The 26,820-nt window shown below is 45.8% G+C and carries 21 protein-coding genes; 7 read left to right on the top strand and 14 right to left on the bottom strand.

What is annotated here, in order from left to right; translation table 11 throughout:
- Nucleotides 1-33: 33 nt before the first annotated feature.
- A complete protein-coding gene (locus ACYVEA_RS29900) occupies nt 34-1,062 on the top strand; it encodes a sulfite exporter TauE/SafE family protein (protein WP_461117041.1) in 1,029 nt (342 codons plus the stop codon).
- A gap of 86 nt (nt 1,063-1,148) precedes the next feature.
- Here the strand turns inward: ACYVEA_RS29900 and ACYVEA_RS29905 are convergent, their stop codons facing one another.
- The 8 genes from ACYVEA_RS29905 to ACYVEA_RS29940 form a co-directional block, all read right to left on the bottom strand.
- A complete protein-coding gene (locus ACYVEA_RS29905) occupies nt 1,149-3,350 on the bottom strand; it encodes a TonB-dependent receptor (RefSeq protein ID WP_461117042.1) in 2,202 nt (733 codons plus the stop codon).
- Between the two features lie 35 nt (nt 3,351-3,385).
- Entirely contained in the window at nt 3,386-4,678 is a 1,293-nt protein-coding gene (locus ACYVEA_RS29910; protein ID WP_461117043.1) for a sensor histidine kinase, read from the bottom strand.
- Nucleotides 4,675-5,358 carry a response regulator transcription factor gene (locus ACYVEA_RS29915; RefSeq protein WP_461117044.1) on the bottom strand — a complete coding sequence of 228 codons (684 nt, stop codon included), beginning with the start codon at nt 5,356-5,358 and terminating at the stop codon, nt 4,675-4,677. The genes ACYVEA_RS29910 and ACYVEA_RS29915 overlap by 4 nt, the downstream gene beginning before the upstream one ends.
- Before the next feature lie 303 nt (nt 5,359-5,661).
- Entirely contained in the window at nt 5,662-8,109 is a 2,448-nt protein-coding gene (locus tag ACYVEA_RS29920; RefSeq protein WP_461117045.1) for an ABC transporter permease, read from the bottom strand.
- 500 nt (nt 8,110-8,609) lie between these two features.
- Nucleotides 8,610-9,790 (bottom strand): IS3 family transposase gene (locus ACYVEA_RS29925; protein ID WP_461117046.1). Its coding sequence is split into 2 segments (ribosomal slippage): nt 8,610-9,544 and nt 9,544-9,790, totalling 1,182 coding nucleotides; the frame shifts between segments, so codons are not numbered across the junction.
- Between the two features lie 247 nt (nt 9,791-10,037).
- Nucleotides 10,038-10,757 carry a LytR/AlgR family response regulator transcription factor gene (locus ACYVEA_RS29930; protein WP_461117047.1) on the bottom strand — a complete coding sequence of 240 codons (720 nt, stop codon included), beginning with the start codon at nt 10,755-10,757 and terminating at the stop codon, nt 10,038-10,040.
- 27 nt (nt 10,758-10,784) lie between these two features.
- Nucleotides 10,785-12,239, bottom strand: a complete 1,455-nt coding sequence (locus tag ACYVEA_RS29935; RefSeq protein ID WP_461117048.1) for a sensor histidine kinase — start codon at nt 12,237-12,239, stop codon at nt 10,785-10,787.
- 28 nt (nt 12,240-12,267) lie between these two features.
- Entirely contained in the window at nt 12,268-13,068 is an 801-nt protein-coding gene (locus ACYVEA_RS29940) for an SDR family oxidoreductase (protein ID WP_461117049.1), read from the bottom strand.
- Nucleotides 13,069-13,620: 552 nt separating this feature from the next.
- On the opposite strand from ACYVEA_RS29940, the gene ACYVEA_RS29945 reads away from it, so the two are divergent.
- The 3 genes from ACYVEA_RS29945 to ACYVEA_RS29955 all read left to right on the top strand — a co-directional run bounded on the left by ACYVEA_RS29945 (nt 13,621) and on the right by ACYVEA_RS29955 (nt 14,590).
- Nucleotides 13,621-13,713 (top strand): DUF4113 domain-containing protein, encoded by a 93-nt coding sequence (locus ACYVEA_RS29945; RefSeq protein WP_461117124.1) that lies wholly within the window; start codon nt 13,621-13,623, stop codon nt 13,711-13,713.
- Nucleotides 13,714-13,811: 98 nt separating this feature from the next.
- On the top strand, nt 13,812-14,153 hold the full coding sequence (locus tag ACYVEA_RS29950; protein WP_461117050.1) for a hypothetical protein: 342 nt from the start codon (nt 13,812-13,814) through the stop codon (nt 14,151-14,153).
- A 131-nt stretch (nt 14,154-14,284) separates the two neighbouring features.
- Nucleotides 14,285-14,590, top strand: a complete 306-nt coding sequence (locus ACYVEA_RS29955; protein WP_461117051.1) for a hypothetical protein — start codon at nt 14,285-14,287, stop codon at nt 14,588-14,590.
- 847 nt (nt 14,591-15,437) lie between these two features.
- Here ACYVEA_RS29955 and ACYVEA_RS29960 read toward each other — a convergent pair.
- Nucleotides 15,438-17,066, bottom strand: coding sequence for a toprim domain-containing protein (locus ACYVEA_RS29960; protein WP_461117052.1), 1,629 nt, complete (start codon nt 17,064-17,066; stop codon nt 15,438-15,440).
- Between the two features lie 29 nt (nt 17,067-17,095).
- On the opposite strand from ACYVEA_RS29960, the gene ACYVEA_RS29965 reads away from it, so the two are divergent.
- Complete coding sequence (locus ACYVEA_RS29965; protein WP_461117053.1) at nt 17,096-17,587, top strand: hypothetical protein; 492 nt, start codon at nt 17,096-17,098, stop codon at nt 17,585-17,587.
- A 12-nt stretch (nt 17,588-17,599) separates the two neighbouring features.
- Here the strand turns inward: ACYVEA_RS29965 and ACYVEA_RS29970 are convergent, their stop codons facing one another.
- Nucleotides 17,600-18,988 carry a DUF3945 domain-containing protein gene (locus ACYVEA_RS29970; RefSeq protein ID WP_461117054.1) on the bottom strand — a complete coding sequence of 463 codons (1,389 nt, stop codon included), beginning with the start codon at nt 18,986-18,988 and terminating at the stop codon, nt 17,600-17,602.
- Nucleotides 18,989-19,104: 116 nt separating this feature from the next.
- Here ACYVEA_RS29970 and ACYVEA_RS29975 point away from each other — a divergent pair, with 116 nt between their 5' ends.
- The gene (locus ACYVEA_RS29975; RefSeq protein WP_461117055.1) at nt 19,105-19,938 is read left to right on the top strand and encodes a M23 family metallopeptidase; all 834 of its coding nucleotides are present in this window, start codon (nt 19,105-19,107) and stop codon (nt 19,936-19,938) included.
- A 1-nt stretch (nt 19,939) separates the two neighbouring features.
- On the opposite strand, the gene ACYVEA_RS29980 is transcribed toward ACYVEA_RS29975, so the two are convergent.
- From ACYVEA_RS29980 to ACYVEA_RS29995, 4 genes are all read right to left on the bottom strand, one after another.
- Complete coding sequence (locus tag ACYVEA_RS29980) at nt 19,940-20,260, bottom strand: helix-turn-helix domain-containing protein (protein WP_461117056.1); 321 nt, start codon at nt 20,258-20,260, stop codon at nt 19,940-19,942.
- 66 nt (nt 20,261-20,326) lie between these two features.
- A complete protein-coding gene (locus ACYVEA_RS29985) occupies nt 20,327-22,429 on the bottom strand; it encodes a YWFCY domain-containing protein (protein WP_461117057.1) in 2,103 nt (700 codons plus the stop codon).
- A gap of 259 nt (nt 22,430-22,688) precedes the next feature.
- Complete coding sequence (locus tag ACYVEA_RS29990) at nt 22,689-24,779, bottom strand: relaxase/mobilization nuclease domain-containing protein (protein ID WP_461117058.1); 2,091 nt, start codon at nt 24,777-24,779, stop codon at nt 22,689-22,691.
- A gap of 1 nt (nt 24,780) precedes the next feature.
- On the bottom strand, nt 24,781-25,248 hold the full coding sequence (locus ACYVEA_RS29995) for a hypothetical protein (protein WP_461117059.1): 468 nt from the start codon (nt 25,246-25,248) through the stop codon (nt 24,781-24,783).
- Between the two features lie 853 nt (nt 25,249-26,101).
- Here ACYVEA_RS29995 and ACYVEA_RS30000 point away from each other — a divergent pair.
- Entirely contained in the window at nt 26,102-26,818 is a 717-nt protein-coding gene (locus ACYVEA_RS30000; protein ID WP_461117060.1) for a ParA family protein, read from the top strand.
- Nucleotides 26,819-26,820 lie beyond the last annotated feature (2 nt).

Raw genomic sequence — 26,820 nt, forward strand, 5'->3', positions numbered from 1 at the left:
GCCCCAGCATTTAGTTCATTCACTTGTCTACGTATGTTTTTATCCGGTTTGCTTTTATTTGGTTGCGCGCTATTGGCCTTTTCGCTTAGTGCTGTTTGCGGGGGTGGGGCTGGTCTGTTGTTATTACCTGTACTGGGTACCCTGTTGCCTGGCGCTCAGGTTCCGGCGGCTTTGTCCATCGGTACGGTCTCTAGTTCTATTTCCCGAATCATTGCCTTCTGGTCCCGCATTCGCTGGGACGTAGTGGTTTGGTTCGTACCCCCGGCCTTACCCGCCGTATGGATAGGGGCTAAGCTACTGACCTATATTAATCCCCTCTATCTGGAGCTATTGATGGGATTGTTTTTGATGGCCAACCTTCCGTTAATTTTTCGCTCCACCAAAGAATTGGAAGAAATCAATCCCTTACCCAAAGGGTACTTAGCCCTGATTGGTCTGGCAGCGGGTTTTGTATCAGGTTTAACAGGCGCGGTTGGGTTGCTATTCAATCGATTCTATCTGCGCTACGGCATGAGTAAAGAGGAAATTGTAGCCACAAGGGCGGCTAACGAGGTGATGCTGCATCTGATCAAACTAGCACTATACGCTTCCTTTGGCCTATTGACGGGTAAAGCAATCACCTTTGGGGCCGTAATTGCCGTGGCGGCCATGCTCTCTTCCTGGGGCATGAAATGGTTGTTGCCCCGTCTGAGTGAAAGTCTTTTCCGACGTATTGGCTACACGGCTATGGTGGTTTCCGGCTTAAGTTTATTCACCGAAGCGGCTGGCCAGGTCGTAACGAAATCGCCCATTGATATTGACTACTCTCCCGTAGCCAACGGCATGACCACCCAGCTACAATGGCGAAATAAACTCTTTGCCCTCGAATTTGAATACGATGAAGGCTTTGAATTCGAGCATAACATTTCATTCAGCGAGTTACCACCCGATAAACAGGTTCAGGCAATGAAACTCAGTCAAGGAGCCGATAAAGTCGTTTTTGAAGAAGTATTCAGTTTCGATACCCACTCCTATGAAGTTTATGTTTATCGAAAAGGGAAATTGGAAAAGTTTGATATGTAATAGTTTCAATCACCTAAGGATTATCATTAAAAAAGGAGAGTCATAAAATAGGCTTCTGAAGATTACTCCTTCAGAAGCCTATTTTATTATAAGGTGAATTTTAGCGCCAGATTCACAATCCGGCCTTCCAGGGGTGCCCACACCGGCCGGAAGGTAGGTTGTACCGTCGGGTTAGTACCCAGCACAACGGTTTCGTAGTTAGCCTGTTTCACATTGAAGATGTTCTCCCCATTGAGCACTAGGCGCCAATGATCATTGTAATGGTATTCAGCCGCTGCGGCAAAGAAGGTATAATTGGGCACTTTCTGGTTGTTGTAAAGATACTGTGTACCTACGTAGCTGGCTTCGATCCCAAACCGGAAGTGCTCATTTTCCCAGGCAAGTGTAGTCGAAAATTTATCCTGGGGTGCCAGCGGCAGGTACGTATTATCGGTTGGTCCGTCACGCCGGGCAAGCGTGTGGTTGTAGCCAAAATACAACTCGTAGGCTTTGTATTCGAGCCGTACGTAGGTATCGGTGCCGACGCTGAAGATATTGTAAGGCGCGTTGATCAACTGCGTGTAAGCGCCCAGGTTGCTCGACAAACTGGCAAAAGCCGACACAACCGGCGAATTGACGTAAGTGTAATAAAGCGCCTGATCGACTTGGACTGAAAACCCGCTTTCAAACGTTTTAGAATAAGCAATGTCAATGTTGGTCCCGACAGATCGTTCAGCCTTCACGGTGGCTACGTCAATTGGCAGTAAGCGGGGAAAGATCAAACTAACATTTAAGGCCCCTGGTGTTTGGTTGACAAACAGGTTTGGCGTTTTGTAACCGGTTCCGACGCTCAACCGAATCGTCCAGGGATCGGATGGTTTGAGTTTAACCGATAAGCGAGGGAGTAGAAAACTCCCAAACGTATTGTGGTGATCGTACCGAAGTCCCGCCTGGATCGCTACTTTTTCGCCCACCTGCCAGTCGTCCTGCACAAACCCACCGATGGTATTATAGGTGTAATCCACGAGACGAGTGCTATCGGGATTCTTACGAAACGCTTCAACCGTCAGGTTGGCCCCCACAATAAGCTGGTGTTTACCAAAGCGGGTCAAATCATTGGCTTCCAAATAAATCGATGACTGTCGCCCGTCGGAGAGTTTCAGATAATCCGTGTTCTGCCGATGGAAAGTGCTAGCAGCTCCTTTGACCGTCAGGGCGTTGGTTTCCGAAGTATTGAGGCTAGCGTTGAAATCAACGGTGTGGCGCTGTAGATCGGTAACATTTTTATAGGAAACCGGTTCTGTACCCTCAAGAGCAGGCAGGTAGCCACCCGTTCGGTTCTCGGTAGTGAATGCATACCCGATATCAAGTTTGGTATGATCGGTCGGGTTCCAGAAAAACTTGGGGTGGAAATTAAACTGCTTGATGCCGGGGCTATCGGTAAACCCGTCGCCGGTTACATCGACAGCCTTCTGGTAGGTATAGCCCGTAAAGAGCGTCAGGCCAGTTTTGCCATAGCGTTGTGAGTAGTAGGCATTTAGATTTGTCTCTTTCAGATTCGAGTGGTTCAGCAGGGCCGTAAATTCGGGAGTATCCGAGTGCGGTGTCTTCGAGACGATATTAATCATACCACCAATGGCTCCTCCGCCGTAGAGTGTTGATACGGAGCCTTTTACCACCTCGATCTGCTTTAAATCCAGCGGTGGGATTTGCAAAACACCCAGATTTCCGGAAAATCCTTCGTAAAGTGGCAGCCCATCACGCAAAATCTGGGTGTATTTCGGATCAAGCCCCTGCATCCGAATGGCCTGGTTTCCATTGACGGCCGAGGTGCGCTGGACGTGAATGATGGAAATATCGCCCAGAATACTGCTCACGTTGCCCGGTACGACCGCACTTTCCTCGTCCATATCTTCCTGGCCCAGCACTTCCACTTTAATGGGCAAGTCTTCGATGCGCGAGTTGGTTCGGGTAGACGTAACGGTTACTTCGTCCAGCGACTCATCCTGGCTATGCAGTTGAAAAACGAGCGTGTCACTCCCCGCCGTAAGCGGGAACGATTCGGTTTCGTAGCCAACCGCACTTACAGTAAGCGCCGTGACGCTGGCCGGGGTACTGAGCATTGTAGCTAGACCGTTCACGTTGGTAACAACTCCAATAATGGGTTTTATACTGGAGGGGGTACGGATCGTGGCCCCGATGATGGGTTCGTGGGTAGCACTATCTTCCACCCGAATCATTTGGTTTGTCTGACCAAATACCGATGCGACTGCCAGCGTTAGCCAGGCGAGAAGAATAAGTTGTTTCATAAGCGACAAAATTTGCCAGCAAGTTTCGACATGAATTATGAAGCAATTTTGAAGTTGTTCGCTTTTGAGTTTATAAGTCCGATTTGGAATGAATGCTCTCTACGGGTCTGTTCATACTGATAGGTCAGTGGCAGTCCGTACCGATCGCAGATTTGCTTAACTAAAGCCAGGCCTAACCCAATGGAATCAGGGCGGGCAGGATCCTTGACAAACCGATTAAATAACTGACTTTCGGCAAACGGAAGCGGCTCTCCCGAATTGCAAATCGTCAGTTGAGAATTTGTCAATGAAAGCGCAACACGACCGCCAACGGGACAATGCCGTGCCGTATTTTTTAAGAGATTGGTAATTAGTATCTCCGCCAGTTGACGGTTTATAAATAGTCCTACATCTGGCTGAATGGTTTGGGTAACAATCAAGTGTTTGTGGACGAAAAAGGGCTCAAAATCAAGCATAGACTGATTGACGAGCGTACTCAGATTGACGGTTTCATCGGCCGAAAACTGGTCGTTTTCAACCTGCGTTAGTAATAAAAGGGAGCGATTTAACTGGCTTAAGCGGCTCAGAGCATTGGTAGCTCGTTGTAAATGTGAATGGTCATCTTCAGTTAGGTACTGCGACTGGAGCAAAAAATCTAACTCAGCTAATGCGATGGCTAAAGGCGTTTGTAGTTCATGGGACGCATTTTCGGTAAACTGCTTCTGCAGGGAAAACTGCTGCCGTAGTTTTCGGGTTAATTCGCCTAGTGACTGGCTCAGTAAATTAAACTCCCGTATGTGAGTCTGGGGAAAGAATGGGCTCGCAAGCTGATCGAGCTTAAATTGGCCAAGCTGATCGATCGTGATATAGAAAGGACGCCATAAACGTCTTGAAAAGCCGAGTCCTACCAGAACGGACAAGGCCATAAGCGCCAAAAAGCCGATGATGATCCAAATCGACAGATCACGTGCCAACTCGTTAAATTCATAATATGGGAGACGAGTCCTCACGAGATAATACTGCCCGCCGACGTTCACCGTTGTCTGAAACTGGCGCACGGCAATGGTTTCATTCGCTTCTACTGAATCCAGAATTGTCAGATCCCTATATTCAGACTGTATCGGTTGGCTGACGGATTCGATATGCGGATTATCATCGCCATCGCCAAGTCGGACGAGCGGCTTTTGCTGAAGCCGCTTTTGGGCCTGTTCTACCTGACTGATCAGAATTTCGTCTACTTCATGCCGAATTTTGCGATGGATGAGCGTAAAGAATCCAACCGACCCCAGTAGGGCAATAAGAAAGGCCGTCAGCAACAGGTAACGGGCTGTTTGGCTGAACAGACTCATGGCGTACGAACAGAAAAGATGTAACCAGCTCCATAACGGGTCTGAATATAATCAGGGCTGCCAGCCGCCATGAGTTTCCGGCGCAGATTCTTTACATGGGTATAGAGAAACTCGTGCGAATCAACGGCATCCATCGCGTCACCCCAGACATGCTCGGCGATGGCCGATTTGGATAGGAGTCGGTCAGCGTTGGTGACCAGAAACAGGAGTAGTTCATACTCTTTACTCGTCAATTTGGCATCCGTATCACCAATGTGAACGCGTTGCTGATTTAACCAGAGAGTCAGTTCCCCTGCCTTTAACTGCTCATGTCCGCCAAATAACCGCCGACGGAGTACCGACCTAATTCGGGCATTCAGTTCCGGCAGATGAAAGGGTTTGGTCAGGTAATCATCCGCGCCGATCTCAAGTCCGGTGAGTTTATCCGTCAGGGTATCCTTCGCTGTGACTACAATAATCCCAGCCGCTGACTTACGACTTTTTAAAGCCCGCACTAGGTCGAACCCGTGTCCGCCGGGCAACATTAAATCCACCACGACACAATCGTAGTCGTAATCGTTCGCTTTTTGAGCAGCCTCTGGATACGTACCGGCAGTTGTAACGGTGTATCCCTCCCCTTCCAGATAGTGACGCACAGCCTGCTGTAGATCAGGCTCGTCTTCTATTAACAATATCTTCATTCGTTCTGAACGGCCACTAAAAATATACATGTTCGGTTCGTCAGCCTGAAGATAGGGGCTTGTTACCCTTTCTATCCTAAGCAATCGGATATATTGCGTGTGAAATAGGTGGGAACGAAGGAATTTATTCAAAAAACGAACCTCAGTGGCCGACCATTAACTAGCTCACGGCTTGCTTAGATAATCAGTAAGCCGTGATCAATTTATCGGCTTTCTTGATACAGCCTATTTCCTTTTTCGTGGTCAATACAAGCTGATTGTAAACTACTGTTGGATCAACTATTAACCCCACTATATCGGAATCTATTCGTGCCGTAAAGCTCGTACTGGATTTCTACGAGCCAATCGTATGGCATGATAGCCAGTCGTCAGGGCCGCAATCAATAGGGCTACTCCTCCGGCCATCACAAATTCTCCTAGGCCAATGGACGTTTGGTAAGCAAACTCCTGCAACCAGCGATTCATAGCAAACCAAGCCAGCGGACTCGCCAGCAAAATAGCCAGTCCTACCAGTCGTAGAAACTCCTTCGACAACAGGTAGATTAAACCAGATTCATTGGCGCCCATCACTTTGCGAACCCCGACTTCTTTAGTTCGTTGAGCGGTGGCAAACGAAGACAACCCGTAGAGTCCCAGGCAGGCGACGATAATCGTCAGCAGGCTAAAATAAGTAAAGATCGTAACTAGGCGACGCTCCTGGCGGTACTGCTTCTCGAACGTCGCATCCAGAAAGGTAAAATCGAAGGCCTGATTCGGTACGACTTTTTCCCATTGGCTTTCGACCAGGTTGATTTGTAAGGGTAATTGTCCAGCCGATAAACGCACGAGTATCTTTTGGGGAAATTGCTCCGCGTTATTCTGCAAAACCATTGGCTCAATCGGCTTATGAGGGGACTGAAAATGAAAATCCTTAATTACGCCGACTACGCTACCGCGCCAGGTCTCTTCGCCGGTCGGCCCTTGGCTAAGGCTCTTTCCAAGGGCTGCTTCAGGTCCGGGTCCCCATCCCATCTTTTTTACCAAGGTTTCATTGACCATCACGTCATGGATTGCCTCCCCTGGCTTCTCAGCGCTGAGCTTTACAGTCGTAAAATTTCGACCGGCAACCAGGGGAATGCCTAACACCGCCAGATAGTTTTCGTCAATATCAATGCTTCGCTGGGGCAGTGGAAGCATTTTGCCATCCTTTTCCAGGTTGAACGCTGACAGGTTCATCTCCTGGCTAGGGAGTGAATTAGAGCCGCTCAGCGCTACTGCGCGCAAATAAGTCAACTCAGAAAGAGCCTTTTTAAGGGTAGATATAGCTCCGCTAGCCGCTGCCGGGGGAACGTCCAATACGAGTACCTGTTCTCGTTGAAAGCCCAGATTCTTATGTTGCAGATAGTGTAATTGTTTATAGACGACCAGCGTACCGATGATGATGGTTATCGAAATGGTAAACTGTAGCACGACTAGCCCTTGCCCAAGCTGAACTTTCGCTGATTTTCCACCCAGACGCAGTTTTCCCTTTAAGGCACTTACTGGCTCAAAAGAAGACAGGTAAGAAGCCGGGTAGCTTCCGGCTAAAACGCCCAAGATAATAAAAATAGCCCCCAGCAAGCTGGCTATCGGCCAATTCAGGAGCGAAACAAGCGAGAAATGGGTATCAGCTAGTTCGTTATAGATAGGTAACAGCAGGATGACTAGGATCAGCGAGAGCACTAAGGCAACTCCGGTTAACAGCAGGGACTCACCCAGAAATAGACCTAGTAACTGAAAACGGGCTGCCCCAATCGCTTTGCGAACGCCTACTTCCCGGCTTCGCCCAACCGATTGGGCTAGGGAAAGGTTGATATAGTTAATCGAGGCAATTAACAACAAAAATCCAGCTACAATGGAGAAGATAATCAAATAGGCACGATTGGCCTTGGGCGTATCGAACAGTTTAGGTTCACCCAGATGAATATCCTTCAGATTCTCCAGGGCGAAGGCAATATGGCCCCCTCTTTTGGCAAAGTCGGGCTGTATTTTTTGGGCAATATGATCTAGTTTTGGGGGAAAGCTGGCTCCATTGTTCGACTGCTTAAACAAGACGTAAAGAATACACCAAGCCTGGTTCTCTAACTTCTCAGCATCTTGGGAAAGTAACACCTGGAATGGCATATCGGTAGCAGATGGTATATCCCGTAGTACGCCGGTAATCTGATACGTGTTTCCGCCCGACTGGATGACTTCTCCGAGTATGCCTTTCCCTACCTGCCAGTCTAAACCAAAAAATTTGCGGGCCACACTCTCGGTAATGACGGCTGAGCCGGGTCGAATGAGAGCGGTTTGTAAATCACCTTCCAGCATGGGGTAAGTAAATACCTGTAAAAAGACTGGGTCGTAGACGTTGTATACTTGATCGATGCTCACTAATCGGGGCGCTTTAGCCGTTGAGTGTGGAACTAACTTAAACGTAGTTTTGCCTGAATTGGCTTGCAGGCGGATGATGGTTTCAACTTCTGCATAGTCCGTCCGTATTTGTTCACCGATAAAGTTGGGCGTCCAAGCTGTATGATTTTCTTTACCATCCGTGGTTAAGCGGGTCGTCAGCCGAAAGATGCGATTCGCGTTTTGGTGGTAATTGTCATAGCTCAGTTCCTGCTGAACGTACAGCATAATCAGGATACAACTAGCCATACTGACAACCAATCCGAGCAGGTTGATTGAAGTAGACAGCTTATGACGTTTTAGGTTACGCCAAGCACTTCGAAAATAATTGTCGAACATAAGAAGGCTATTAAGTGAAGGACTGATTATGCCTAGATAAAATACCTTCGCCTATTCCATAAACCTACTATGACGTTATAATCTAGCGACTAGCTACTAATGCATTAAAGAAACCGATCGTAATTCACGGTTCGTCTCGGAGTCGCGTACGACTTGCGCCGGGCAGCCGTAGCGGTTATGGATCGGATGTACGAACCTGATGCCTATTTGAGTACTTCGTATCGCATTAACGACTCTGTTGAATCTCGGCCAATTTGAAGAGCGGGTACATCTAACCAACCAGTCCGTTGGGCGGTACTAGTTTAGGGTATATACCCCTAGTGTCTTACTCGGAAATAAGTTGTCAATTTTTTATCCTAAAAAAGACTTCCTAGATCTATTTAAAATCTACATAAAATTTCGTCCAATTTAATGCTAGCTATTACTATTTTTTGAACTACCTAATTTGTTGTGATACAGACAATTGTGTTTGGACTTGCAACACAATACTGGACAAATCTTTAAGCAACATGTTGCTGTTGCCCATTATAATAGTCAAAGGGGGAAAGATACCCCAGCGATGAATGCCTCCGTTGCCGATTGTACCAGATCTCGATGTATTCAAACGTCGCCTGTTTAGCCGCTTCTCTAGTTTTAAAGTCGTGTTGGTAAATCATTTCTGACTTTAAGCTTTTGAAAAAGCTTTCGGCTACGGCATTGTCCCAACAGTTACCTTTTCCACTCATGCTTTGTGTAACCAGCGGGTGTTTTTTCAGCAGTCTAGTAAAACTATAACAGGCATACTGCACTCCTCGATCAGAGTGAAAGATTAAATCCCGCTCAATAGGCCGGTTTTTAATCGCCATCTGCCAAGCCGGAATGGTTGTTTCAGCGGCCTTCATGGACGTACTCAAAGCCCAGCCAATCACTTTCCGATCATACAAATCCATAATCATAGTCAGGTACAGCCAGCATTCACCAGTCCGGATATACGTCAGATCCGAAACCCAGGCCTGGCCCGGTTTTACCGGATTAAATTGGCGGTTCAAATGATTTTCGGCCACCGGGTAAGTGTGCTTGGAATCCGTAGTCGTGACCACATACTTCTTCTGAATAACACTTTTCAGATTAGCCTGCTTCATGAGTCTGGCCACCCGGGGCCGGGATACCTTTACGCCCTGGGCCTTCAGATCTCGCGTGATTTTTGGGCTCCCATATCGTCCTTTACTGGCTTTGAATAAGCTGCTGATTAATTGAGTGATAGCGTCATTTTCACTGGCTCTTTTGGATGGTCGTTGGGCTAGCCAATAATAATAGCTACTGCGGCTCACTAGTAGCACTTTACACATCCGCACCGGCGGACCGGTCTCAACGGGAAACTCATGATGGTGAGCCTTTATAAATCCGAATATTTTCCGTCGCTCCTGGAGAAGATGCCGACCGCCTTTTTTAAGATATCGCGTTCCAATTCGGCTTGTTTAAGCTCCTTTTTCAGCCGCAGTATTTCTTGTTGCTCTTGGCTCACCTGGGCCCTGCTAACGGCTGGGGTGCTTGGAGTCACCACTCGTTCTCTGCGCCATCTGGTTAGAATTTGTGGGGTTATGCCTAATTCTTCAGCGGTTGCTTTTAAAGAACCTTTTGCCTCTGAAAGCTCCACGGCCATCTTTTTGAACTCGTCGTCGTACTGTCTCCTTGTTTTCATTGTCCACTAAGTTAGATCGTCCTTAACTTAATGTCCAGTCAAATGTAGCAGCTCCAGTTTCAAACGAACAAAAGATAAAATCGTTCATAAATACCTCCATAAAAATGATATTCTAGTTAATCTTTTGTAGGATCCCAAATACCCTCTCCTACCCAACACCTTACTGCTGAATGTAATAGGTTTAGAAAAAGTGTATAAAAACATTGGTTTCTAAAGTACACAATTTGTGATGTTGAAAAGAATATGCTTAGCCTTTTTCTATCGCCTGAAGTAACTCTTTTTTGTATAGGCTACTTAGTGGAATCATAACGATTCCTTCCGTTCGTTTGACTCCGATTTGATCCTTTTCCACAAACTCGATTTTATCCAGTGAAACAATATAGGATTTGTGAACCCGCCTAAAATGAGTGACGGGAAATTCCCCTTCCAATTTATTAAGAGTCGTTTTGGTAGCGATATGATCGTCAGCGCGAAAAATAGTGGCGTAGTTTCGATCTGCTTCCACGTAGCATATGGAATCGAACAGCATACGAACTTTCTTGTTGTCTGACCTAACGTATAAGGAATCGATAAGTTTTGGACTAATCTCTTGAGCCTGGGCTGGCAGTTGAATTCGTTCCTGTGCTTTTTGCACTGCCTTAGCAAAGCGATCGAACGAATACGGTTTACGAAGGTAATCGACTACATTATATTCGTAACTCTCCAAAGCATATTCTGCGTGAGCCGTTATCAAGATATATCGCTGGTCAGCTTTCATAAGTTTCATAAAGTCAATACCGTCGATGTCAAAATTGGGCATCTCTATGTCCAGAAAAATTAAATCGACGGTATTCGTTTGTAGAAAAAGAAGGGCTTTTTGCGGATCAGTGAAAGTGCCCATTAACTTTAAATATGGGACTTTCCTGATATTCTTATCAACTAAAAAATTAACTGATAGTTCTTCATCGTCTAAAACAATACAGGTCATGTTATCAATATTTAAAAGTGGATCTTGTTAAACCTCGGTTTGAGATGCTAACCCATCTTGCAGATCATTCGTATTTACTGATAAATCGATACAAAAGCTTTCTTCGTCCTGATTAATATCAAATGAATAATTGCGGTACGTTAAATCCAGTCGCCGACGTGTGTTATTCAGGCCAATAAGTGTTGAGCTAACCCTCTTTTTAAGGTTTTTCTGATTGCAAGTGAAAAATTTAAGATGAGGAGGAGTAGCTTCAATAGTTATGATCAATGGCTTTTCGGGATTAAGCATATTTCCGTGTTTAAATGCGTTTTCCAACAGACCAATAAAGAGGAAGGGTAATACCTGAATTTGGTCAACTGAGCCCTTTACCGAAAAGTCAATGCATAGTTTATTGTTGTTACGCAACTGGAGCAGCTCAATAAAGTGCCGCATGTGTTTGATCTCTTCATCCAAATTAACACGATCTACATTGTCTCGTACACTATACTGCATGATGTCAGAAAGCATCAAAATAGAATTAGCTAATTCATCGGAGTACTCCGAACTTTTCATGTAGAAGTAGTTCAGCGTGTTAAATAAGAAGTGTGGATTAATCTGGGCCTTTAAATTCTTCAGCTCTGTTTTAAGGGCTTCCTCTTTCAGTAATGCACTTTTTAAATCCTGCCGACGAGCCTCTTCGAGAGCTACTTTCATATCTGCTTCTACATCGGGAACAACTTCAGTCATCTTTTTGGCACTATCAGTAAAGAAATAAGCTGACAGATACGCTACCACTATGAAGCAAACCCACATATTAAAATAGCGGGAAGCCTTGGGAGAGTTCATGTGCTGACTCTTCAACAGCTCCTGCCGGTTGACAGCCCATTTTTCACCCTTAGCTAACGCAGTCTCGTAGCGTGTCGATTCAACTGACGTCAGGTAATTATACTGGTAGGAATACCCTTTCTCCATAAAAGTTGTATAAACCAGAATACCCAATACGATTGAAAACCAGATAAACGATGCTTCTCTACCCAGCAGCATTGCAACGAGCACAATGAGTGAATGTCCCAATCCAAAATCAGTTAATAATGTATCATTACTAGGATTACCCAAGCCAATCATAAAACAGAAGCTCATCATCATGATGGCTATCAGACTTGCCCATCGCAGGCGTTGTTCAAACTTGTTTGTTGTTTTAAAAGCGATAGTGAACCCTAGTATATTCCGGGATTGAGTAGGGCTCATGTTAACATAGGTGTACACGAGCGAAATGGCATTGGTAACCCCAACCAGAACGTACACATACCATAACACTTGCACGGGCACTGCCCGGCCCGTGGAGAACCATTCCGTTAGGATGTACTCAGCTGCCAGCACCAGATAAGTAATGTTAACAACTAAAAGCAACCGGCGCTGACTTTCAGCCACTGGTCGCGTTAATTTTTGGAGCGCCCTGTGCAGTAGATGGCTGATATTGAGTTCACTTGATTTAAGTATCATTAGTGTGTAAGAGGATTGGCTAGCAGAGCTACATTTTATAATGATTCCGAATCATTCGCTCATAAATGGTGGTAGGCAGTAATTTCTTCAGCACCACAGAAAACTTTTCCAGTGGTTTACCAACCCGGTACATCCGCTCAACTTGCTTAGACTCAATAATTTCCTCAATCAACGGCCCAAATACGTCGGCTTCGATCCCCCCGCTGACACTCTCGTCGATTAATTCATAAGTACGGTCAAATGTTTCTTTGTAAGCACTGTCGTTAGGCAATGAGACGCGTAGTCTATTTTTATTGATGTCGGTTTTTGTCCCGCCCGGCTGCACGTAACAGGCTTGAATACCGAACTGTGCAACCTCAAATCGTAAGGCTTCCGTCAGCCGATCCACGGCGGCTTTCGAAGCGCAATAGCCTCCCCTAAAAGGCAAACCAGCTTCAGCGGCAATCGAACTGATATTAATAATTAAGCCTGACTTAAGGGTTCGCATAGATGGTAAAACGGCTTGAATCGTACGTAGCGTACCCATGACGTTGGTGTCAAATACCCGTTGTACTTCTTCCAGCGGAAGGGCTTCGACCGGTCCTGCGATAGCCAGACCAGCATTGTTTATAAGTACGTCTATACGACCATGTTTTTCGATGATCCGTTGAACAGCATTCTTAATACTTTCATCGTCACATACGTCCATATTCAGCGTATTGAATGGTTTCGGCAGGCGTTCAATGGACCGTGAGGTGCCATATACTACGTAATTCTGCTTGGTTAGGTAATTGGCAATGGTCTCACCCAGGCCCGTTGAAGCGCCTGTAATCAAAATAATCTTTTCCATAGGAAATTCTAAAACTCGGAATTTGTAACTGTTAACTCACTATCGGCGGTAAGTAGTAGCTGCCGTTATTTAAAAGGAAACCCAAAAATGCCACTTTGAATTGTTTCAGGTGGCAATTATTCAAACAATGAAGTGATGGTAATGTGGCTTAAGTAAGGCTCCAAAGCGACTTTACTGCGGAAAGATCGGCAACCAGTAATTTGATTATCCGTTCGTCGCGAATCTCAACAAAAAAATCACCCAACGCATACAAATTAACGCGTGATTTTTCGACAGGTCGACTTAGCAAGAAAGAACCCTGGTCCCAAACACGTTGATACTGATCCTATCTTGATAACGTATTGAACTCGTTAAGAGTCATGATAAATTCGCTAGTGGACTCCCTTATAAAAGGGTATGAAATTACTAAATAAAGCAATGCTTTTGTTCCTTAAGTTGAGAGGCAAGTCTTGCTGCCATGATACTCCTTTCCTATTTGTCTATTTGCTAGGAATTACCTGTCAAGCGGCAATCAATCTTCATAAAGCTGTGGTCAGAAGCGGGTCACGCTAGCTGTATGGCTATGACTCATCCTGGAATAAGAAACAGCAGTGGCTTACTTCGTGTTATACGACCAAGTGGAGTAATATATTAACTGCGAAATAGACTTATTATCGCTTCTATAATGGAGTCAACAAACCTCTCTATTCGTGAACCTTAGGGCGGTTCTTGAAGTGGGTGATAGTTTAGTGATTTAAAAATTTATGCTTTCTCATTATTTATTAAAAGATCTTATTCCTGTAGGCATTGATGTAGATGCCAATGGGAATATAGATAGTTACTATAAACTTCCAGCTCCTATACTTTGGGTATTGCGAATTCCTCATCCCGATGATTTAAGTAAATACACGCATATGGAGGTTATTGTCACTAAAGTTGCGGTAAGTATTCCAGTCTCTGCTGAAAATAAGGCTACAGCATGGGTGGTTCCTCTTAACGAAGACGACGAACCAGATATTAATGGGGCTTTGGCCTTTGAGGGTGTCAGTTCGTATGAAGGAGTTCTAGCCAAATTAGGATTTACACCTGATCTGCCAACTAACTAGTTAGTTGGGTCGCTTTGACGTAACGGTTGAATCGAGGCTTTAGGTAATCATAATGGCCCTAATACAGCGGGTCCGAGGAGCATTACAACGGAGCTACAACCGTTAGGGTCCTGTAGAAAAACATCACAATCATGAAGATTTACTGTCTCTTTCTACTCTTATTTTGTTTGACTGACTGTCACAAAAGCGAAGTTGAACCCGAAGAGGTTAAGGTAACAATACTTGATTATACAGTGGGGTTTGTTGCTTGTAGTGGCGGATACACACTTCAAATGGAAAACGATGGTTTGTACCGAACTCTTTCGCTCCCTAAGCCTTATGATGATGCAGCTAAATTGAAATTACCCGCTTCCGTATGGATTCGCTTTAAAAACCCAACAGGGAGCTGTAGTCAAACTCAAGCCTTGATTGATGTAACGGCTATAAGACATCAGTGAATTTTGATTTTTTCAAATCGACTAACATAATTGCACTTATACAACAGTGCTATCCAACCTTTCCAGCAATAAGATAATCTTATGATAAAACTGGACCATGAACAAAAAGCCAATCAACTGTCTGACGATTATATGCATTTTACTCACATCTAGCTGTCATCAGGGAGCTATTGAGCAGGAAAGCGGATGCGGCTGTAAAGGAAAAGCGACTGAAAGTGTTACAGACGTGCCAGCACAGATAACTATTTCAGCGGGTAGGTATTTAACTTTAGAAAAAGCTGTCTCTACTAATGGCGCAGTTACTAGAACGCTATTCTTGTGTGATACCTCGATGCTCAGCGGCTTGTCTACATCTAAAACTGGGGAATACGATTATCTAGTCAGTGGCAATTTAAGACCTCCATGCGTAAACACAGGAGTTGTCTATATTTGGAATATGGAGCTCACTGCTATCCGTAAAAAGTAATTGACTATTTCTAATAATTGAGCAGCGTCAATTCAATAAATGTTTCGAAGTTAAAGTGTATATCGTCACCCGCATCTGTCCACTTTTGGCTGACGACATACACCATACACCTTACAAAGATCAAAAATTTGGCATAAGTGGAGCTTTCTTAGCTATACCCTAAAAGTTGGCTTCAGCCTCTTTCTCCTTTTTTTAAAAGCGACGATGTACTATTAGGGGATTTTCAAACTTCTACTGGACAATACGTTACGATTATTCAGAGGCAGTTAAGCAGTTAATGTGCCTAGTCACGGATTAGGATTAAGGCTCAGCCTACATTGACGTTCTCAATACCTCTCTCCTACCCCTATTCTGCTTTGTACAAAATATATTTCCTACTTATTACAACGTTCGTTCGCTGGTTACCTTTGGTTCATGGCGCTGTCGATTAGCCTGCGTTTTGAACGTATCCGAATAGCTATTTTCTAAACCTGAGGGGGTCACGCGAATGTCACCTAGGACGGTTGGGTTCAGCTTAGTGGACCCTATTTTTAGTAATTGAAGTTCGCTACCAAGTGGCATTGTTTTTTTCGTTAATTCGTTCTCGATGAATTGATGAGCCGCATCTTCGGTGGCAAATCGGTTCACGATCTGGCCTTTCGTGGTATTGATCAAAAGAATAGGCCGTTTTACCTGACGGAGTTGTTCCGCTTTCAAATCTTCATTAAAATCCTTTCCCCTGGGTCGAACGATGGCTACCGAGCGGGTGAACTGACCGTGCTGAATGAGTTGATTCGTTACGGTGTTTAACAGGGCCGTATTAATCGGAATTTCCAGTGTGGGTATGTTGGCTTCTGCCCGCCATTGGAACATGTTCTTTTTTAAATCAGCCCCTCCTTCGTTTAATGTCTCAGGCATATACGTTTGCATGGCCCGGCTGTGTTCTTCAAGTAAGCTTGTAAAGACTTTCTGGAGAGCAGGTGAGGGAATCTGTAGAGCAACATACCCCTGCTGACTGGCCTGGGTTAACGATAAATTGTCTTTTGACATCGCCACCAATGCCGTAAGCGCGTAACGGGCTCCTTTATCATCGTTGTCAAACGCCAATACGAGTTGCGTTGAGGGATTCATGAATTTCTCCAGGGTCGTCAGATTATCCAGCGATAAGCTACCACCGATGGAGGCATACCGGCTGTCGGCCTGGGGATGGAGGCCCGTACTAATTTCCATTTGTCGGTAAGATAACAAATCAATAGCGCTTTCACCGACGAGGAGCCGCTGCGTTGGCATTTCATTGGCGTTGGAGATCCATACACCGTGGCTGCGGTCTGAGCCGGCGGCGTGACTTTTAAACGTTGCGCTTCGCAGCTCCAATCCGTTGATGGCTTCTCCATCGCCTGAAATGTACGGGAAGGCGATATTTTCCAGTACCCGTTCACCGTTGGGTGAGGGTTGGTTACCAGCCAGGTAGATTGGTTTGCCCTCGTCAAAATAGAATCGCTGGGTGGCCACTGTCCCCGAAAACTGGGGTGAGTTGAGTAGTTCGGGAAGAATATAGCGTTCTTGGGTCAGGTAATTTTTGTCGGGTAGCTGGCTGAGTTTATAGAGTTCCAGAGAGAATTCCTTCTCAGTGCCTGCTTCCCGAAAGCTTTGATGAATAAAGTTTTCCAACTTTTTCACCGATTGCTTTCGCTCGGGAACGATACCCAGATAATCTTTGAGGACGTCGTTAATGCACTGCGCGGGGGTACGGTTGGGATTGTTGAATTGACTAAAGCAGGCCGTTAACCGATTGGATACGAAATTGATCAATGTACCGCGATCCGCGTAGGAACCCGTTTTAAAATATACTTGATTTGCTGAGTCGTTGGGGTTTTTAACGACGATATGATCATCGAACCCGGCATGGTAAAGAACAGGCAGCGTTTTTCCTTTCTTGGGTTGCCACTCGTATCCTGAATGCAGGGCCAGTTCGATAATTGAGATTTGGTTCCGGTAATCCTGAAAACTGGGTTGGTTGTAGGTAGGCATATTTGTATCCAATTACTAGATAGATAACTATGAAACGTTTGATTCTTTTCGTAAGTCTTACCCTGCTGTTGAGCTGCAAAAAAGGGGGTGGGGATGAGCTCACCCCGGCGTTTGATCCGGCGCTGGTCGCTGGCACCTGGAAACTCCAGGCCTTAACGATTGACCCATCAGAAACCGGCGTATGGGGTAAGGATGTGACGGACTTATTAGCCGCGTATCGAACTCAGATTGGGGATGAATGCATTGATAATTTTCGCATGAACATGACCAGCGCCGGTACCATCTCGCGCACAACGTCCGATAACTGCAACTCCCGCACGCTGACCCTGTTTGGTTTTGCCGAAGGGGGCGTTTGGAAAGCCGCTGGCTCTACGTTACGTATTGTATCGCCCTACGAATCCGGTGAGTACATCAATGTGACGGTTGATCAGTCGACGATGATTTGGCACCGGCACATTGATGTGATCGACAGTGAAGATAATAGAGTTCACACAGCGACACTAACCTGGGCTCGTCAGTAACGTACGCTACACTCACCCTACGCTAAGACCCTGATCCTTCTGGGTCTTTTTGTTTTTAGCTTGGCTTTTCTTTTTACTTGACTCCTTCTGAGCGGTTTGTTCTCCAGCGTTACCGACGTTCGGGTCAATACCACGATTGGTAGCGTCCCTCTTTTGTTGTTGCTCAGGTAACCTAGTCTTCGTGGTAGCCCCCCCGGCTGAAGTGCCTTGCAGTTGATCGGATGACCGTTCCATTTCCTTCGCTGTTTTTACATCGAGGGTTTGTTTGATCGCTTCGGAAGGGGGCGAAAAGCTGAGGCTTCGTTTACCAGCGGACACCTGGACATCGGCATCAAACTTCTGACCGTTTTCACTCGTCAAACCACTCAAGCGAATAGCTCCCCCTTGTTGCAAAGTTTCCTGTTGTTCTTTCGATAGGGTAACGCCTTTAATTTGAATAGGTACGTGAAACCGGTCGGCCCGCCAAACTGTCAGCGAATTGGTCTCCTGATCGACCCCCACGTAAGCGGTAAATTTCTTTTTCGTATACTGGTCGTCTAACTCGACCTGCTTACCTAATTCCCCTTTTTGTTTCAACGTATCTTTGTCTTCCTGACTAAACGAGTAGCCCCATTTTTGATCGGGCACTTGCAGCGTCTGCTTGACAGTTTGGAAATAGGGTTTTACTTCCTCCCCCTGCCCCACCAAATAGAGCTTTCCCCGCAAGGCCGTTTCCTGATTATTATACACCGATTTGAAGTCAATTACGCCGGTTTTTTCGCCCTTTAGTAACCGGTCCAGATTGCCTGTTTCAGCTAAGATTTCCCGGGTGAGCCCCATTTTTTCCAGGGATGCTTCGACGTCTTGCCATTGATAGCGCGTTTTCTTTCCCATGTCTAGCGACGGATTTTCTTGAAGGTTATATGCTTTTTTAAAATTGTGGAGAAAGTTAGCGATGAGCCCGCCGTTTACGATCTCCAGGCTTCGGTCCGGGTGTCGTTGCTTGGCTGGTTCAGCCTCTCCCGGTTTATCATTAGTCTCTGGCAGGGCTTGAATGGTCTCGACTTGGTAGAGCTGATCCGCTCGAATTTGGTCTAAGGCTGGGTCCTTAACAATTTGGTGCAGTTCCCATAGGTAGTCTGTTAATTTTTCCTGCAAGCCCTTGTTTTCAGTAGGAAGATTCAGCGTCGTAAGCTTTTCGGCAAGCTCCTTCCTCCCTAATCGTCCATCTCGCAGGGCTGCACTAATTTCATCATTACTCAGAAAACCATCGTTCCCCAAGTACTGACGCAGTTCCTGGTATTCTTCCGGCAAGAGCAGTTCGTAGAACTGTTCTTTGAGTTGCTCGGCTTCGGGGGCCGTTTCGCTGACGGGCGAAATTTTTAAGCTGGGTGACCGTTTGGGTTTGTTCTGTTTAGCCATCGTGCTTGTTACTCAGCGTTTAGGGATATTGGGAAAACAGTCTTTAAGTAAGCGAATTACTATAGTATATACTACTAAACCATAGTATCCAAGAATTTTTATTTTTATTTTTGGCTATGCGCATTTCAAATCAGTTACTCACCATTTACGGCCTATTGGTCGGGTCTCAATCTGGTATAGCTCAGGGCGTCTTTACTGCTCCTACCCTGCTCTCACCCAACTCAGAGCAGGTTACATCCGATACGGCCGCTCCACACGCTGAGCATTCCTTTCCAATTACGTACCTCGACAAAACCAATTCCCTGGCCAGCTTTTCGAAACCGACCTCATCGGCTGTGACCGATGTTCCCCTTAGGGATAGCGTACAGTTTTTACGATACGTGGATAGTTTGGCTATTCTTCGGGTAACGGCGCTTCGGAACAAGGAAGTAGCGGGCAAAACAGTCCTTACGGATCGGCAACGATCGTTGAATCGCTTACGAGATATTCCCTCAATTTTACCTTTTTATGTGGCAGCGGATAAAGTAACCGGTCGGGTGAGAACCCGCATGAGTTCTGGGTTTGGTATGCGGCAACATCCCGTACTAGGGAGTCTGGCATCTCACACGGGTATTGACTTACCGGCTCCGCTGGGAACCCTAGTTTACGCTACTGCCGATGGCTTTTGTCGGCAACTCATCAATCAACCGGACGGCATTGGGTTAGCAATTTACCTAACGCACGGACGGGGCCATCAAACCCTCTATGGACATCTACTCTCATCTTGGGTTAAACCTGGTGACTTTGTCTATCGTGGCCAAGTTATTGGGCAGGTTGGCGCATCGGGCATGACTACCGGTCCCCACCTGCACTACGGCGTTCGGTATAACGGGCAGGTTGTCGATCCCCTACCCTACTGTTTCCTCCTGTCTAAACCGGCTCAGTTAACGACCACATTCACAAGAAAGTAGCCTATTCACTGGATTGATCCATTTCATCCAACGTTTCCCGAAACGCTTTCAGCAACTGAAGTTTCTTCTCCTCAACCTTACTTTCTCCGGCAATGATGTCGAAGGCCGTATTCGGTTCACGTAACAACCAGGCCGGATTAACCCGTCGTTGATTGATGTAGTAGTCCAGGATGTGCAGTAATCGATGGCTGCTAATCTCCATGGATGTTTCAGCCCTGTGGAGCATGGGTTGTTTAATCCCGATGGCGCTGGCTGCCTCAGCCTGCGTCAAGCCCAGTTCAATCCGGGCCTCTCGTAATCGGTTACTCAAACGTTCCTGCATTCCTGTCGCGCCAATTCCAAGTCAAATTATATGCTAAATAATCAAATTGGCTTGACATAAGCTGCATTAGTCCTCTTCGGCTTCCTGGTATTGGGTAACTAAGTGCTGATAGGTTGGATCATTGTTCAGGCGATTCAACTCCGATGCTACTAATTTTTTTATTTCTTTTTTAACCTGTTTGAAGTTATCAGCCACTAGCTTATTGAGTTCCTCATCCGTGTAATTAGCCATTTCGGGCCGCTCCGGAATAGGGGTTAGCTTCGTTAGCTGGTCAACCATGGCTGGTTCAACGACCAGTTCGCCATTGAAGGTTTTTAGCTTCACTTTTTGATCAAAATTATCGGTTACGCTGCCCACAAACGAACCTTGAGAAATGGAGGAGATTTTAGATTCGGGGATTAACGGTTCCATCCGTTCGGACAGGCTTATATTCGTATCCCGTTCGTTGATGGATACGGACCGGCTTTGCTGACGAATCTTCCCAAATCGCGTGGATAGGTCTTTAGCCGTCTCTCCCACTACCTGACCGGAGAATATATTTCCAATAATCGTCCAGATGGCTGCGGCCTCTTTGTCACCATACATTTTTTTAATTTGGGTGTAATCCTGAATACCCAGACAGGTGGATATCTTGTTACTCCGAGCCGTAGCGATGAGGTTATCCAAACCCATCAAATAGATCGTTGGTAATTCATCAACAATGATCGAGCACTTCAACTGGCCTTCTTTATTGATCAGTTTCACCATCCGAGAGTTAATCAAGCCAATTATGATCCCCTGGGTATCCTTACGTTCCTGATTGTTTCCTAAACAGAGAATCTTAGGCTCCTTGGGATTGTTAATATCCAGGCTAAAATCATTTCCCGTCAATACCCAGTACAAGGCTGGACTGGCCACGCGCCCCAGTGCAATCAGCGCCGATGAAATCTGTCCTTCCAACTGGTTGTTAGCGCCCTTCAATAAGGCAGAGGCAAAAGGACTTAGTAGTAATTCAATATCTTCCTCGGATTGCAGAATGGGAAATAATTGTTCCTTAACGGTGGCAATCAGTTCGATAACGTGTGGTAAGGTGCAATAGAACCGACCATCGTGTTCAACCCCTTTTTGGTTGGCTTCCTGTAGCATCCGGTCGTCGTATCGCTTCAAATACCAGATAACGGAGGTCAGAAAGTTAATGGCTGAATCAGCAAAGTAATCACCACTCTTTCCAATCCAGTCCCGGTTGATATTATACATTATGATTTTCGCCGCTTCCAGGGCATCCTGAATATCGGTCATTTTTGTCGGCAGCAAGGGATTGATCCGTAGCGATTCCCGCGGTTTATCAAAATTGACATTACAAAACATAGGCGTTGCCCCTAGCTCACCCGTCTTTTTATTCTTGTTCAACTCGGGGTACTTATCCTTATTTTTCAGATAATAGGTGTAGGCAATTTTGGTGAGCGTCGGATATTTGATGTCATAGACCATCATCGAAAAGCCCTTCTCGATATGCTGGCGGATGAAGTTATTGAGCACAGCGAACGACTTGCCGGACCCCGGCGTACCCACAATCATCGTTGCCCGGTAAGGATTGATGATATTTACCCAACCAGTCCTTTGCTGCTTTCCATAGATGTAACTGATTGGAATATTGACCGAATCCGTATTCTCCAGTTTCTCTTCCTGGTGCATAAACTGCTCGTTGACTTCATTATACGGATCGTCCCGTAAATTGAAACCCAGGATGCGTCTTGCCAGGCTTACCGCACTCAGCAGTAGTATAAATCCAGCCAGTGTTGTGATCAGGTAAAGCGTGTTTCGGGTGTCCACAGGCACCGACGATACCCGCAACAAAAAGAAGTTACTCAGGAAAAGGACTAGTCCGGGTAAACCATTGACCCATACGGTCGTCCAGGTTGTAGTCAAATCCTTTTTGGGTTTATTCGCCCAGCCGTACAGCCCCAGCAACCCCAAACAGATCAGCTTTGTATACAGCGTGTTAGTAAACAGGTGACTTTGCCGATTTACCTTAATCAGGAAGTTATTGACGATGGTCCATGTATAGCCACGCGTTTCCAGACTATCAAAACAGAAAAAGTAGGCGTGCACCATCAGGATGACAAAGCTGACAGTGAGTATACCCCGGTGTACCCAATCATTTTGCTGTTGTTCGTGTTGATTACTCATATACGTCCTTTTTAAATTGTTGATTACCAAACCCCTAACCTACTTTTTGCGGTAATGAAATCAAACAGTCGTCTGCATTAGTGTAGGTGTATTGATAACTTAAATAGTGGCTGTGAGTCTCATTGGTCCCCAAAAAAAAGGCGTTCGTCCCCCTAAAAATCCGATTTGTCCTTAATAAATTTTTCATCTTTTTTTAAATTTTATTCGTAAAACTAATTGCCTGTTGAATCACCCGGTGTCCAGACCTCGCCCCTGACAGTTATAATTCTCGGCCTTTGTCGCGTTTTTTTATACCTTTCCCTACGTTTTTATACTTGCCTGTTTGCTCGTAGCCGAATACGTCTGCGGCTCGGATGTTTAAAAGGGATGTATGTAGGGTCGACTCATTCATGTAAGCGTTCGTGTCCTGCTTAGATTCCAGATCGGTTTGTTTAATCAAGCCTTTTCCCTGTAAGCTCCGCTTCTCTAACACGCTGACCAAGTCCTCATCGGAGAACATAACCAAGGCCGGATCACGATGATGTATTCGCTCCCGAAAGAAGGCAAGATCGTTCGACTTTTCGTTACTGTTCTCTGCTTGGTCACGCTTGGCCTGGTCTATCAATTGCGCCAAAGCGACCATGTATCGACCGGCCTCAGTCGATAATCCCTTTTGCCAGTGCACTATGTTGAGATAAGGCATCTGTTTTTCGAACATTTTTCCAGCCGGTACGGCTGCCTGAAGGGGGGCACGGTGGTAGCGTATTGTAAAAGCGGATTCGTTTTCTGCCTTACCCGTTGCCAGCCGTTGTGGATCTAGCACAATGCCCCGTTGATAAAAATAGCGTACCTGGTCCACGGCTAAAACGGGGCCGTCTGCCTGTAGCCGAGCGACGTAGTTGGCGTTCAATTGAGCATGGATACTACTCATCCGCTCCGGTTTCAAAATACGTTTCAGGTGATCCGCCCGTACATCGTAGTAGCTTTCCTTAAAAGGCTTTTTCGACCCACTCAGCAGCATAACCGTCCGTTCTCCACGTGAATAAAGCGTAGGCATGGTAAGCTCAGGCCCATCACCGGCTTGAATTCGCGCTAGCGCTGCTCGCCCGATCTGGTAAGCTACATGGCGATTGGTCGGACTGGTGATCCAGCCATCGACCGTTATTTCCACACTAAGGGCCGAAAAGAAGTCATTTTTGTTTTGAGCACTACCCCGGATCTCACTAGCGATCTGGGTATAGGTTTCCATCGTGCGCCTAAAGGCCAACTGTTCCTTCTTAATAATGTCAGGTAGTTGCGCCCGTTTGTACGCTTCAAAGCGACGCACGGCCTCGTTGAGTTCCCCCTCGCTTAGTTTGTGCTGGGTAATGGCCTGGAGCCGGGCTTGCATAGCTGCCGTTGGAAAATTTTCAAGCAAGGCGCTATCGTAATAGATGTGCTGCTGTTTTTTGTACGCCCGTACCTCATCCGACAGGATCGATGCCAGCACGTTATACTTCTCATACGTAAGCTCAGTTGACGGGCCTTGCCCCTGCTGCTGGCCCCTCTTGCCAAACTGCTTTTCTATTTCCTTCCAGGTAGCCCAGGTTCCGATTTCACTCGCTTTAATTCGGGGTGTTGCCGGTTTACCGGCCTCATCGGTGAACTGGTAACTAATGCCCCGAAAGGCTTTTCCAGCCCTTGTACTCTGATGTAAAACCGTATGAATATGCTGTTTCTTCAACAAGGCTCGGTATTCATCTAGGTTGTTAAACGCCGCTTGCTGAAAGGTTTCCCGCAAAATGGCTTCCAGCTGGTCTTTCCTGTCAAAGCCCCTTGTTGGCTGGGCCTGTCCGGGCATCACGGCGTCAGCTTGCACCGGTATCGCCTGCTGGATCTGCTCCGTAGTTTTCCCTTTACCTCGACCTTGTGCTTTGATGAGACCAAAGCGCAGCTCCAGCTGCTGGCGTACGGCATTGGTCCGCCGTTTGATAAAGGAATCGTTGATCTTATAACCCGTTTCATCGACGCAGGTGGTCACAATATGAATGTGAGGATGGGCCGTATCGTGATGGCGATAAACCATATAGGGTTGATGCCGGTAGCCCATTTCAGCCATAAACTGGTGGGCCATCGCCTTGAATTTATCATCGCTAACCTGCTCAGTGGGGTGCAAACTCAGCGAAAAATGAAGCGTTGGCTTTTTGACATTCGCATTCTTTTGGGCCTGACTTTCTAAAACATTTGTGGCATAACGCCGACTTTTTTCAGCTAACTCATTGTTGGCAAAGCCAGCGGCACTCAGTACATGGGCCTGTTTCTGAACAACTTTTTGTTCATTATAGCGCAGCGCCCCGCCGATTTGTGCCCCAACTGTTAGCCGAATGACCATCCTATTTTTTATAAATTGCTTCGGTTTGTGCCTTCACCAACGTGTCTATTTGCGTAAGTAAGGGCCCAATTTTATCGATTAGGACCTTACTGGTTTGTACCTCATAATAGAGTTTCCCAGTATGCTCAATGCTGTTGATGCGCCTGGCGATCTGGTTGTAATTCGTATCCAGGTGCTTTAACTGCTGGCGGATATTATGCAGCGTCTGGGTTAGTTCGATCACCTGGTCATTGTTGACCGCTCCGTTTGTCGCCGTCAACTTGGGTGCATTTCGGGTCAAAATAATTTCGCGGAGGTAGTCCGCTATCCGGCCAACGCGACCACTTTGCCAAGCCCTGAAATCCCGTTGAATGGCTTCATTATCCCGCTCATTGACGCGTGTCACCAGCCGGTAAGCGAGTACCTCGTCACCGGAAAGATTCGGCCGTCCACCTGTATGTACGTTCTTGTTGTCTGCCTGGTTATCCATAGCCCTGTAGTAAATTAGACTGCGTAGCTAAGAGCTGCCCCCGGAGTCAAGACCCTATAGGGGCAAGATGCTGGCCGTAGTCGCGTTAGCGCAAGGTCAGGTTTTGCGGCACGCAAAACACATCTTGCTCTTTGTTACAAAACAAAGCTACTCCTAAAAACGAGATGCTCATAAACCGGACAAGAATTTTTTTTAAGGGCGGTTGAGCCGTATGCATCAACACGTAAAAATGATAGAATGTAACCTTTTTACATTCTTACAGACAGGACGTCAACTATGGATAAGCACCTTTTACTACAAACCGGCTACAGAGGACAATAATGTAAAAAACTTACATTGTAATAATGTTACAAAGTAGGTCTACTCTGAATAGAACCTTCACAACCCTAATCGATCGCTGAAGATATACTGATGTGAAAATGTAATTTGATTACATTTTCACATCAGTATATAAACCATATTTGGTATACGTGCCCCTCACGGCTATGGGCTTACAAAGACATTTCCTTACAATGTTAAGTGCTTACATTTTCACATGGGAGCTTATTCGCAATGTGAAACCCTTACAATGTAAGAAAAGTATAATGTCATATTTTTACATTGTATTATTATTACATTTTCACATTGTTAATTTTGTTATTATTACAATGGCAATTCTTTACAATGTGTATTTATCACAATATACATCCTATACATTTTTACATTGTTAGAAAGTAATTTTATGTCAATGTTTGTTTTTATCATTCTACTTTTTATACATTTAGGCATTCTTACAATGTATAGCTATACATTGTAAGAATATAACATTTTTACAATGTCATAATGTAATAAATCAACATTTTAACCTTTTGTAATGGCAAAGTATATCTCATTTTGTTCTCAGAAAGGGGGCGTAGGCAAGACCAGCATTACCACGCACGTCGCTACCTACTTCTATCAGGTAGAGCGGATTCCGGTGGCTATTTTTGATTGTGACTTTCCGCAACACAGCTTACAATCAATTCGTACCTCAGAAATCGAACGGTTAAAAACGGATGAGGGGTTTTTAAGGAAGGCCGAAAAATTGGGACAAACCCCGTATCCGATCTATGCCGACTCAGTAGCCAATACGTTACCTAAGCTGGAGGCGTACGCCAATAAGAATGAGCTTGTCCTCATAGACTTACCCGGTACATTAAACGTGGAGGGGATGCCCAGTATGATACAGCGGTTAGACGCTGCGGTCCTCCTATTAGAAGCTGATCCACTGTCGTTTGAATCAACAATGCATACCGTGTTGGCGATGGCTAAGTTCTCCAACAAAAACGGAGGTATGGTTCCGACGTATTTGCTATGGAACAAGTTTGATAGCCGCGAACGAAAAGATCGGTATTCAGGACTGGAGCAAGCAGCTATAAACTACTTAGATAGTTTAAACGAATCTCGTAAAACGCCGATGAACGTTCATTTTATGGAACATCGTATTCCCGATACAGTAGCCATCAAAGATACCCGATCCACTTTATTTCCGAACGCTGTTATTAAACCTTTAATTCAGGAACTGAATAAAATATTTGCTTCTAATTCATAAAC

It is taken from the genome of Spirosoma jeollabukense, assembly GCF_054777855.1.